This window comes from Treponema sp. TIM-1, from assembly GCF_046533115.1.
Classification (GTDB): domain Bacteria; phylum Spirochaetota; class Spirochaetia; order Treponematales; family Breznakiellaceae; genus JAIRMO01.
Window position 1 is genome coordinate 17,678 of sequence record NZ_JAJQRC010000039.1, and the last position, 10,446, is coordinate 28,123.

General features: G+C 56.7%; 12 protein-coding genes and 1 pseudogene. 12 read left to right on the forward strand and 1 reads right to left on the reverse strand.

The genetic code is table 11. From position 1 onward, the window contains the following. Positions 1-6: 6 nt before the first annotated feature. The 12 genes from LQZ21_RS12105 (at position 7) to atpC (ending at position 9,967) form a co-directional block, all read left to right on the forward strand. Positions 7-1,515, forward strand: coding sequence for a type I 3-dehydroquinate dehydratase (locus tag LQZ21_RS12105; protein ID WP_411044731.1), 1,509 nt, complete (start codon positions 7-9; stop codon positions 1,513-1,515). An 11-nt stretch (positions 1,516-1,526) separates the two neighbouring features. Next, positions 1,527-2,228 carry a ribose-5-phosphate isomerase RpiA gene (gene rpiA / locus LQZ21_RS12110; protein ID WP_411044733.1) on the forward strand — a complete coding sequence of 234 codons (702 nt, stop codon included), beginning with the start codon at positions 1,527-1,529 and terminating at the stop codon, positions 2,226-2,228. A gap of 3 nt (positions 2,229-2,231) precedes the next feature. Next, positions 2,232-2,870: a hypothetical protein gene (locus tag LQZ21_RS12115; protein ID WP_411044736.1), complete on the forward strand. Its 639-nt coding sequence runs from the start codon at positions 2,232-2,234 to the stop codon at positions 2,868-2,870. A 130-nt stretch (positions 2,871-3,000) separates the two neighbouring features. Then, positions 3,001-3,516: a hypothetical protein gene (locus LQZ21_RS12120; RefSeq protein WP_411044737.1), complete on the forward strand. Its 516-nt coding sequence runs from the start codon at positions 3,001-3,003 to the stop codon at positions 3,514-3,516. 71 nt (positions 3,517-3,587) lie between these two features. Further along, positions 3,588-4,337 carry a F0F1 ATP synthase subunit A gene (locus LQZ21_RS12125; RefSeq protein ID WP_411044739.1) on the forward strand — a complete coding sequence of 250 codons (750 nt, stop codon included), beginning with the start codon at positions 3,588-3,590 and terminating at the stop codon, positions 4,335-4,337. Between the two features lie 53 nt (positions 4,338-4,390). After that, a complete protein-coding gene (gene atpE / locus LQZ21_RS12130) occupies positions 4,391-4,609 on the forward strand; it encodes an ATP synthase F0 subunit C (protein WP_411044741.1) in 219 nt (72 codons plus the stop codon). A gap of 63 nt (positions 4,610-4,672) precedes the next feature. Next, the gene (gene atpF / locus LQZ21_RS12135) at positions 4,673-5,161 is read left to right on the forward strand and encodes a F0F1 ATP synthase subunit B (RefSeq protein WP_411044743.1); all 489 of its coding nucleotides are present in this window, start codon (positions 4,673-4,675) and stop codon (positions 5,159-5,161) included. Next, entirely contained in the window at positions 5,161-5,712 is a 552-nt protein-coding gene (locus tag LQZ21_RS12140; RefSeq protein ID WP_411044744.1) for a F0F1 ATP synthase subunit delta, read from the forward strand. The genes atpF and LQZ21_RS12140 overlap by 1 nt, the downstream gene beginning before the upstream one ends. Beyond that, entirely contained in the window at positions 5,706-7,208 is a 1,503-nt protein-coding gene (gene atpA / locus LQZ21_RS12145; protein WP_411044746.1) for a F0F1 ATP synthase subunit alpha, read from the forward strand. The genes LQZ21_RS12140 and atpA overlap by 7 nt, the downstream gene beginning before the upstream one ends. Before the next feature lie 51 nt (positions 7,209-7,259). After that, a complete protein-coding gene (gene atpG, locus LQZ21_RS12150; RefSeq protein ID WP_411044748.1) occupies positions 7,260-8,150 on the forward strand; it encodes an ATP synthase F1 subunit gamma in 891 nt (296 codons plus the stop codon). A 3-nt stretch (positions 8,151-8,153) separates the two neighbouring features. Next, the gene (atpD, locus tag LQZ21_RS12155; protein WP_411044750.1) at positions 8,154-9,539 is read left to right on the forward strand and encodes a F0F1 ATP synthase subunit beta; all 1,386 of its coding nucleotides are present in this window, start codon (positions 8,154-8,156) and stop codon (positions 9,537-9,539) included. Positions 9,540-9,547: 8 nt separating this feature from the next. Beyond that, on the forward strand, positions 9,548-9,967 hold the full coding sequence (gene atpC, locus LQZ21_RS12160; RefSeq protein WP_411044752.1) for an ATP synthase F1 subunit epsilon: 420 nt from the start codon (positions 9,548-9,550) through the stop codon (positions 9,965-9,967). A gap of 42 nt (positions 9,968-10,009) precedes the next feature. Here atpC and LQZ21_RS12165 read toward each other — a convergent pair. Next, positions 10,010-10,446, reverse strand: a pseudogene (locus tag LQZ21_RS12165) (hypothetical protein); the annotation flags it as partial.

Genomic DNA, 10,446 nt, shown 5'->3' on the forward strand with positions numbered 1-10,446 from the left:
TTAAAAATGGCCCGAGTATGTCTTTGTTTAACCGGAAAAACCCTTGCCCGGGATCGGGAGATCCTGGAAAAATACGAAAAACAGGTGGATTTGGCGGAACTCCGGGTGGACTGCCTGGATCCGGATGAACGGCTGCTGATCCGGCGTTTCCCCGAGATGGTAAAGGTGCCGGTGATTCTGACCATACGGCGGAAGCGGGACGGCGGTTCCTTTGTTGGCGGGGAAGGGGCCCGGATCATTCTTTTTTCCAAGGGGCTTGCCTTTGCCGAAGCGGATCGCCGGCATAATTTTGCCTATGTGGATTTGGAGGAGGACCTGGACGTCCCCAGCCTTGAGGAGGCCGCCCGGACCTTTGGAACCCGGATCATCCGCTCCTTCCATGATTTTCAGGGGATTGGGCAAAACCTGGTCGGCCGGATCCGGACCTTGATCCATGCGGGGGACGAGATTATCAAAGCCGCGGTGATGCCCCAGTCCCTGGCGGATGTGGTCCGGGTCTACGAGGCTGCCCGGGAGCTTCGGGATGTGGAAAAAATAATTCTCTGCATGGGGGAATACGGCACCAATACCCGGATCCTGGCGGAGTTTTTGGGTTCCCACCTGACCTATGCCACGGTTAAGGGAGAGGACGATATCCTCCCGGGGGCGCCGGGGCAGCTTTGCCCCCAGGAGCTGGTGGATCTGTACCGGTTTCGCTCGATTACCCCCAAAACCCGGATCTTTGGGGTCGTGGGTTTCCCTCTGAAGATCTCCTCCAGCCCCCCTTTTTTTAACGCCGTCTTTACCCAGCGGAATATTGATGCGGTTTATATCCCCTTTCCTGCGGATTCCCTGGAATCTTTTATGAAACTGGCGGACCTTATCGGTATTGCAGGCGTTTCGGTAACGATCCCCTATAAAGAGGAGATCCTGCCCTATTTACGAGCCTATTCGGATGATGTCGAATTTATTCAGGCCTGTAATACCATATACCGGCATCCGGAGGGCTGGGCCGGGGCCAATACGGACGCCCGGGGATTTTCCGATGTGCTGCTCAAATTTATCAACGCAAAAAATCTCAAGGGAAAGCGGATTACCATTGTCGGGGCCGGGGGGGCCGCCCGGGCAGTGGCGGCGGAGGTGTACCGTCTCAAGGGGAAGGCCCTGATCCTCAACCGTACCATGTTCCGTGCCCGGGACCTGGCCGCCCGTTACCGCTTTGCCTGGGCGGGGCTCGATAACCGGGGGATAAGCTTCATGTCCAATTATTCGGATATCATTATTCAGACAACCTCCGTGGGGATGGACCCCGATATTAATGCGGACCCCCTGGAATGGTATGAATTTTCCGGCCGGGAGGCGGTGATGGATATTATCTATAAGCCGGAAACCACCCGGTTACTCAAACGGGCCGCCCAGGCAGGCTGTCAGATCCGGAACGGTTATGATATGCTCATCCGTCAGGCCCAGTACCAGTATGTCCAATTTTTCGGCGAAGAGTTTCCCGCTCAGCTTATGTCCCGGATAAACATTTGAGGAGGACCGTGATGGATCAAGGGGCGATGAAGGAATTGGTCGGTAAAAAAGCCGTAGAAACCATGGTAAAAAGCGGTATGAAGCTGGGGCTGGGGACCGGTTCCACCGCCATGCCCGCGGTACGGCAGGTGGGGCTCCTCTTGCAACAGGGAATTTTGAAGGATATCCGGGCGGTTCCCACCAGTTTTCAGACCAGTATCGAATGCGAAAAATGGGGGATCCCCCTGTTCAGCCTCAATTCCGCGGAGATCCGGGGGGAATTGGATTTGACCATAGACGGCGCCGACGAAGTGGATCCCCGGGGCTGCTGTATCAAAGGGGGGGGCGGGGCGCTGTTGGTGGAAAAGGTCATAGCCTATGCCTCCAAGGCCTATGCCATCGTGGTGGACGAGACCAAGACGGTGGACCACCTGGGGCTGAAGTTCCCCCTGCCCATAGAGGTGATCCCCGAAGCCCGGGTGTCCGTAAGCCGGGCCCTGGAGTCCTTTGGCGGGGAGCTTGTCCTGCGGGAGGCGGTGCGGAAAGCCGGGCCGGTGATCACCGAGCATGGGAACCTCCTCCTGGATCTGCGGTTTAAAGAGCCCGTGGATCCCGCGGTTTTGGAAACCGAACTTAACCGTATCCCCGGAATCGTGGAAAACGGCTTTTTCACCCGGCTTTCCCCCCGGGTTTTTGTGGGTCGCGCCGACGGGACCGTGGAGATCCGGGGCTGAGCGGTGGACCGGCATATCAACTTTTTTGAGCTGGAAAAGGCCGCCGCCAAACCGGGCTGCCCCCTCTGCCGGATTATTTCCGACCGGGCGGAACGGTACCTGGACAACCTGCTTTTTGAACACGTTTCCGACCGGGCCTTTCGGGCGGCCTACCGTGCCGCCGGGGGGTTCTGCGCCTATCACTCCCGGCACCTTGAATCCTTTCGGGACGGCCTTGCGGTGGCTATTTTAGGGCGGGATATCCTGGAGGACCGGCTGAAATCCTTTGCCGCGGGAAAATTCCGCAAACCCCGGGCCCCCTGTCCGGTTTGCCTGGAACAGGACCGAATAGAAAAGGAGTACCTGAGCTTTCTTGCCGGTTCCGGCGGGGACGGCCAGGACGAAGCGGACCTGCGGGCCGCCTTTACCGCCTCGGACGGGCTCTGCGCCCCCCATTACGAAAGGCTCCTCAGGACCGCCAGGACCGTTCCCCGCTGGATCATCCGCTTCCAGGAGGGGCGTTTCCAGGAACTCCTGGCCCGGACAGAACGGTTTATCGAATTATCCGCCTACGGCAGACAGGAGGAATTCTCCCGGCTTGCGGAAAAGGACAAAATCGTCTGGAAGGAACTTGCGGTGGTCCTCCGGGGGACCGCCCATTAGGCCGGGCCTGCCGGGAAATCAGGTTCCCTGCCAGGATACCGCAGCCTTTCGTAAGAATTCTCCTTTCTTTAAAAAGTATTTTGAAACCGTCTCCCTTGATTATATTTTTTAATGTGTTTATGATAGTTACATGGTCGATCATGTACTTATCGATACCTTGAATTTGAATTCCCGGGATTTTGCGGTTCGGTGGAAGGATAAGATCCGCCGGGCTCCCCAGTTAAAAAACTACAATGCCCTGACCGACGACGGTTTGATCGAGACGGATATGCCCTTTTACCCCCTTTTGGCCCGTACCCTGGACCGGGGGCTGGATCGGACCGTGGTGGGGGAATTTTTTGTTAAATTGGGCAAGGCCCGGATGGCGGATAGTTTTCCCGTTTCCGAGGTGATCTATGCGGTTAACCTGGCCCAGCAGGTGGTTATCGAATATCTCATGACCGATTTCGTCCTGGACAGTACGGTACGGATGTATCAGGCCATGGGGATTGTGACCAAGGTGTCGGAATTCTTTCTTTTGGGCTGTTTTTATCTTACCAAGGGTTTTCTTGAGGCAACCTATACGCAGATGAGCCGGAACGACGCGGTTTCGGAGGAACTGTTAAAAAAGTATTTTAAGGATGATTTCTTTTTTAAAAAAGATTAGGGGTTTGCGGAAGGGAATGGGCTTTACCGGCGGCGTGAACCTTAAAAAAAGAGGCCGGTAGGAAACATATTATGGATATTAAAGGATCCTTGGAAGAATTTAAAATCATTTTTTCGATTCCCCTTTTTCAGGATAAACCCCTCTATATACTGGGACAGGAGATACGTTCGATAGATATTAATGAAACGGTGCTTATCTCGTGGGTGGTTATGGCGATTTTGATTGTCGCCTCCCTGGTGTTGACCCGCCGCTTAAAGGCTGTTCCCCGGGGCCCCCAGGTAATCCTGGAGGCCATGGTGGAATTCCTCAACCGTTTCTCCAAAGAGCATTTTGGCCGCCGGGCACAGACCTACGGTCCCTTTATCGGAACCATCTTTTTGTTTTTGCTCTTGGCCAATATTATACCGGTCATCTCCCCCATAGGGGCCTTTGGACATGAGCCGCCTTTTTCCATCAGGCCCCCCACCAGGGATATCAATTTGACCGCCGCCATGGCCATCCTCTCGATCCTGGTGGTGTTGGTCAGCGGTCTTAAGGCCCGGGGCCTTGGGGGCTGGTGTAAAAATCTCCTCCGGCCGGTGCCCATGATGCTGCCCTTTAACCTGTTGGAATATATCATCCGGCCCACCTCCATGTGCCTGCGGCTGTTCGGAAACATCCTGGGGGCCCTTATTATCATGCTCCTGATTGAAGGAGTTGCCCCCATTGCCCTTCCCCCGGTTTTGTCCCTTTATTTTGATTTTCTGGACGGGCTGATTCAGGCCATGGTATTTACCTTTCTAACCACCCTCTTTATCGCCGAGGCGGTGGAGGTAGAGTAATACAGCGCCCCGGGACGAGCACGTCCTGAAAGCGCTAATATAGGGAGTTTTATATGGAATTAACGTACCTTATCGGAGCGGGTATCGCGGTTGTGGCCGGCCTGGGGGCCGGTATCGGTATCGGTATCGCCACGGGTAAAACCGCCGAAGCTATTTCCCGGCAGCCTGAAGCGTCGGGGAAAATACAAACCGTGTTTTTTTTAGGTATCGCCCTGGCGGAGGCCACGGCCATATACGGGTTTGTGGTTTCGATCCTCCTCATCGTTCGATGAAAATTGCGGCGGCGGTTTCCGGCTCCGGCCGGGTGAAGCCGCTGAACTTAAAAGGTTTGGGTTATGCTTGATTTTTCCTGGGTGACCTTTGTGGTTACGATTCTTAATATCGGAATCCTGTATTTTATCCTTCGGGCCATTCTTTTTAAACCGGTGACTAAATTTATGGAAGGGCGGACTAAAAAGATAGCGGAGGATATAGCACAGGCGGAGCGGGATAAAAACCAGGCCCGGACCCTGCTGCAACAGCATGAGGATAAGCTCAACCAAGCCAAGGGGGAGGCGGAGCTTATCATTGAAAACGCCCGGAAAAGCGCCCAGGAACAGGTGAAACGGATAGTTGCCGACGGCAAGACCCAGGCGGACGCCATCATTGCCCATGCCCGTCAGCAGGTCGAGGTCGAGCGGAACGCCGCCATGCTCAAGTTCAAAGCCGAGGCCGCCGCCTTGGTCCTCGGCGCCGCAAGCCGGCTCCTGCGGCGGGAGCTGACCCAGGAGGACAGCCGTAATCAGGCGGCCCTGCTCCTGCGGGAATTGGGGAAAACCCCCTGATGTTTCCCGCCGAACGCTGGGCATCGGCCTTTGTGGACGCCTCGGGAACCTATGCCGAAGGGGGCTTTCGGGTGTTAAAAGCCCTGATCCCCGCCCTGGAGCGGGCCACCGGGGTTATTTCGGGAACCGCCGCCTCCCGTAAGGCCGGCCGGATGCTGCGGGAGGTCCTGATCCAAGCGGGCTTTGATCCGGGGGACCAGGGGATGCAATTTGCCCTGGGGACCGTGGTATTGTTGATAAAAAAGGGCCGCTTAAAATACGGGGAGCTTTTAATCCGGGAAATTGAACGGGTCCTGGATCGGGCGGCGGGGGTCCTGCCCGTGACCGTGGAAACCGCCGCTCCGCTGGATGTGGAATTTCAGCGCACCCTCCGGGAGCTTCTGAAACAAAAAACCGGCGCCCGGGAGGTACGGCTCACGATCACCGAAGTCCCGGAACTTTTGGCCGGGTGTAAACTGCGGATGGGCAGCCTTTCCCTGGATGCCAGCCTGCGGGGACAAATACAGAAGATGGCGGCGGATCTATCCGCCGCCGGAGGTTTTTCATGGTAAATTTCGGCGACCTTACCAAGGTTTTGCAGGAACAAATTGAACAGTGGGAAGGGAAGGTTACTTCGGATTCTACCGGCTTTGTAATTCAGGTGGGGGATTCGGTGGCGACGGTCCACGGTTTGGATAAGGCCGTCTACGGCGAACTGGTGGAATTCACCTCCGGCGCTGTGGGGATGATCTTGAACCTGGAAGAAAACGGGGTGGGCTGCGTACTTTTAAGCGGGGAATCCCTGGTAAAGGACGGGGAGGAAGCCCGGGGAACCGGTAAGGTCGTATCGGTTCCGGTGGGGCCTGCCCTGGTAGGCCGGGTGGTAAACCCCCTGGGGTCGCCCATAGACGGAAAGGGAGCCCTTGAAACAGAGGATACCCTCCCCATTGAACGTCCCGCCCACCCGGTAATAGAACGGGGCAGCGTGAATGTGCCCCTCCAGACCGGGACCCTTTCGGTGGACGCCATGATCCCCATAGGCCGGGGACAGCGGGAACTGATTATTGGGGACCGTCAGACCGGAAAAACCGCCCTGGCGGTGGACGCCATCATCAACCAGAAGGGCAAGGATGTCTACTGTATTTACTGCGGCATAGGCCAAAAGTCATCTTCCGTGGCGGCGATCATAAAAAACCTTGAACGGTACGGGGCCATGGATTATACCTTTGTGGTGTTAGCCTCTGCTTCGGACTCCGCGGCCCTGCAGTACCTGGCGCCCTATTCGGCCTGCGCCATGGCGGAATACTTTATGACCCAGGGTAAGGACGTGCTGGTGGTGTATGACGACCTTTCCAAACACGCCGTGGCGTACCGGACCATATCCCTGCTCCTCCGCCGTCCCCCGGGCCGGGAAGCCTTTCCCGGGGATGTGTTTTACCTCCACTCCCGGCTGCTGGAACGGGCCGCCAAACTTTCCCCTGAAAAGGGGGGCGGATCGGTTACCGCCATTCCCATAGTGGAGACCCAGGCGGGGGATATTTCCTCGTATATTCCCACCAATGTTATTTCCATTACCGATGGCCAGATATTCCTGGATTCGGAACTCTTTAATTCCGGGTTCCGGCCTGCCATAGACGTGGGGCTTTCGGTGAGCCGGGTGGGAGGGTCCGCCCAGTCCAAGGCGATCCGGAAGATCTCCGGCCGGCTGCGGCTGGATCTGGCCCAATACCGGGAAATGGCCGCCTTTGCCCAGTTCGGCAGCGACCTGGATAAGTCCACCCAGGACAAACTGGCCCAGGGGGAACGGCTCATGGAGGTCTTAAAGCAGTCCCAGTTTTCACCCTATGCCATGGAAGAGCAGGCCGCGATCCTCTTTGTCGCGGTGGGCGGCTATTTAATGGATGTTAAGGTGGGGGAGGTGTCCGCCTTTGTTTCGGCCTTTCTTGAGTACCTCAGGGCCCGGTTTGATGATACCCTCAAAAGCATCGCCCAAACCGGGAGTATCACGGCGGAAATAGAGCAGGTATTGACCTCGGCGGTTGAGGAATTTAAACAGCGTAAGCGATAGAGCCAGTTTCAAAACTCGGTTAGTTTTGAAACTGGCTCGATAGGGAGAGGTATGGCGAATTTACGGGATGTACGGCTGCGGATGCGGGCCATAGAACAGACACTCCAGGTTACCAAGGCGATGAACCTTATTTCCACGGCCAAATTGCGGAAGGGCCGGCGGATTCTGGAGGATACGGAACCCTTTTTCCGGCGGATCCAAAAATCCATGTACGATATTTTGGCCGGGGCCGAATCCATGGAAAGTGAATATCTGTGCAAAAAAAAGATCGGGGGACCGGGCCGGGTTGCCGTACTGGTAATTACCAGCGATAAGGGGCTGGCCGGAGGATATAACGCCAATATCTTTAAGACGGTGAATGAGTTATGCGCCCAACACCCCAATGCCATCCTGATCCTGATAGGTACCGTCGGGTACCGGTATTTCATCCATTCCCCGTATTTGATCCTGGAGAATTTTTCCTTCCGGTCCCGGCTGCCGGAGGTGGAAAACGCCAAGGAAATCGCGGATTATATTATTTCCCAATACCTGTGGGGGATGCTGGACGAGGTGTATATAGTATACACCCACATGTACAGTACCATCAAGCTGCTTCCCGCGGTGCGGCAGGTACTCCCCCTGGATGCGGAGAAGATTCAAAACGAGCTGGTCCAGTTTGAAAGCCAAAAAAGGACGGAGCTCCGGTTCGAGTATCTGCCGTCGGAGGAGGCGGTTTTTGATGCCCTGGTCCCCCTGTATATCAAGGGCATCATCTACGGCGCCCTGGTGGAATCCTATGCCAGCGAGCAGAGCGCCCGGATGACCGCTATGGATGAGGCATCCAAAAACGCGGAGGATATGCTTGCCGCCCTGCAACTCCACTACAACCGGGCCCGGCAGGCAAGTATTACCCAGGAAGTAACGGAGATAATTTCCGGGTCCCAGGCCCTGAGTGAGGAGTGAGGAATGGGCAATATTGGTGTGGTTACGCAGATAGTTGGTCCTGTGGTGGATGTCCGGTTTGAACCGGGATATATCCCTTCGATTTTGAATGCCCTGGAAGTTAAGGACGGGGACCGGACCGTGGTACTGGAGGTCCTCCAGCATATCGGGGACAACCGGGTCCGCTGTGTCGCCATGGCCGCCACCGAGGGCCTGTCCCGGGGGCTGCAGGTGGTGGATTCAGGATACCCCATCCGGGTGCCCGTGGGGGAAGCGGTTCTGGGGCGGATGTTTAACGTAACCGGCCAGCCCATTGACGATCGGGGGCCCTTTACCCATGACAACTACGCCTCGATCCACCGGAGCGCCCCCAGTTTTGAGGAGCAGAAACCGGCCACCGAGGTATTTGAAACGGGGATCAAGGTCATCGACCTTATCGCCCCCTATGCCAAAGGGGGCAAGATCGGCCTTTTCGGCGGCGCCGGGGTGGGCAAAACCGTGTTGATCATGGAACTTATCCGGAATATCGCCATGGAACACGCGGGATATTCGGTCTTTGCCGGGGTAGGGGAGCGTTCCCGGGAAGGGGCCGATTTGTGGAAGGATATGAACGAGTCCGGGGTGGTGGAAAAGACCGCCCTCGTTTTCGGCCAGATGAATGAACCCCCGGGGGCCCGGATGCGGGTTGCCCTGGCAGGTCTTACCATGGCGGAATACTTCCGGGATGAGGGCGGCCAGGATGTGCTGCTCTTTGTGGATAATATCTTCCGGTTTATCCAGGCCGGGGCGGAGGTTTCCGCCCTGCTGGGCCGGATCCCCAGCGCCGTGGGGTACCAGCCTACCCTGGCCAACGAGATGGGGGCCCTCCAGGAACGGATCGCCAGCACTTCCAAGGGCTCCATTACCAGTGTCCAGGCGGTGTATGTCCCTGCGGACGACCTTACCGATCCCGCCCCGGCCACCACCTTTGCCCACCTGGACGCCACTACGGTGCTCTCCCGGAAGATCGTGGAACTGGGGATCTACCCTTCTATTGACCCCCTGGCCTCCACTTCCCGGATCCTTGATCCCGCGATAGTGGGGGAGGAGCATTACCGGACCGCCCGGCGGACCCAGCAGACCCTTCAGCGGTATAAGGAGCTCCAGGATATCATCGCCATCCTCGGCATGGATGAACTTTCCCCCGAAGACAAGCTGGTGGTATCCCGGGCCCGGAAGATCCAGCGTTTTCTGGGGCAGCCCCTTTTTGTGGCGGAACGGTACAACGCCATGGACGGCCGCTACGTGCCGGTAAAAGAAACGGTCCGGGGGTTTAAGATGATCCTGGACGGTGAATGTGACGCTATCCCCGAGCAGTCTTTCTTTATGGCCGGGGGTATTGACGACGTATTGGAAAAATCCAAACTATAGGGAAGCCCATGCCGAACCAGTTCACCTTCGAGGTGTATACCCCGTACCGGCTTTTTTATTCCGACTCTGTGGAGGCCGTTACCCTTACCCTGCAGGACGGGGAAATAGGGATCTACGCGAACCATGATTTTTTTACCGCCCCGGTGGTTCCCTGTGTGCTGAAGGTCAAGAACAAGCAGGGGCAGTGGAAAGCCGCCTTTGTCACCGAAGGCATCCTGGAGGTGACCCACCACAAAACCGTACTGCTGGTGGACGCCGCGGAATGGCCTGAGGAGATAGACGGGGCCCGGGCGGAAGCCGCCAAGCGTCAGGCCCAGGAGGCCCTGGAATTCGGTATGTTGAAATTCGAAATTGACAATGCCAAAGCAGCCCTGCAGCGGGCGGAGATCCGTTTAAAGCTCTGGGCTATGAGGCAGCCGCAGCCCTGAAGTTTTGAACCGGTACCCTAATTGGAAGGCGGGATAGTATTACTAGGCGGACTCGACCTCTTTCACGGTCAGATGCAGGCTCTGGGCAATCACCCCCACCGAAACGCCATAGCCCTTGAGTATCCGGGCCGATTCCAGTTTTTCCCGGTAGGCTTCCGCCTGTTTTTTCTCAGTACCTATCTGGATGCCTTCCTCCCGCCCTTCGTGGCGCCCTTCTTCCCGGGCAAGCCGTTTGTCCTCTAAGACACTCTCTACCAATGCGTCAAACATCGTCTGGTACTCCTTCTTCCCTACGTGCTCCTTCACCGCCTCTATCTCCTCAGCCGGAACTTCCAGCCGCTCCAATAGGACCGTGATCACATCCTTTACCAGTTTAATCATCCCCTCCGGAATATTCAATGCCACCCCTTCCCAGTAGTCTCCCGGTAATCCCTTCAGTTCCTCTAACTCTTCCCGCTTCTGAATCCGGTCCACCAGCA

Coding starts and splice junctions, on each gene's coding strand:
- LQZ21_RS12125 (WP_411044739.1), top strand. CDS start 3,588: ATGGATATTAAAGGATCCTTGGAAGAATTTAAAATCATTTTTTCGATT.
- atpG (WP_411044748.1), top strand. CDS start 7,260: ATGGCGAATTTACGGGATGTACGGCTGCGGATGCGGGCCATAGAACAG.
- atpC (WP_411044752.1), top strand. CDS start 9,548: ATGCCGAACCAGTTCACCTTCGAGGTGTATACCCCGTACCGGCTTTTT.
- LQZ21_RS12140 (WP_411044744.1), top strand. CDS start 5,161: ATGTTTCCCGCCGAACGCTGGGCATCGGCCTTTGTGGACGCCTCGGGA.
- atpF (WP_411044743.1), top strand. CDS start 4,673: ATGCTTGATTTTTCCTGGGTGACCTTTGTGGTTACGATTCTTAATATC.
- atpD (WP_411044750.1), top strand. CDS start 8,154: ATGGGCAATATTGGTGTGGTTACGCAGATAGTTGGTCCTGTGGTGGAT.
- atpE (WP_411044741.1), top strand. CDS start 4,391: ATGGAATTAACGTACCTTATCGGAGCGGGTATCGCGGTTGTGGCCGGC.
- atpA (WP_411044746.1), top strand. CDS start 5,706: ATGGTAAATTTCGGCGACCTTACCAAGGTTTTGCAGGAACAAATTGAA.
- LQZ21_RS12120 (WP_411044737.1), top strand. CDS start 3,001: ATGGTCGATCATGTACTTATCGATACCTTGAATTTGAATTCCCGGGAT.
- rpiA (WP_411044733.1), top strand. CDS start 1,527: ATGGATCAAGGGGCGATGAAGGAATTGGTCGGTAAAAAAGCCGTAGAA.
- LQZ21_RS12105 (WP_411044731.1), top strand. CDS start 7: ATGGCCCGAGTATGTCTTTGTTTAACCGGAAAAACCCTTGCCCGGGAT.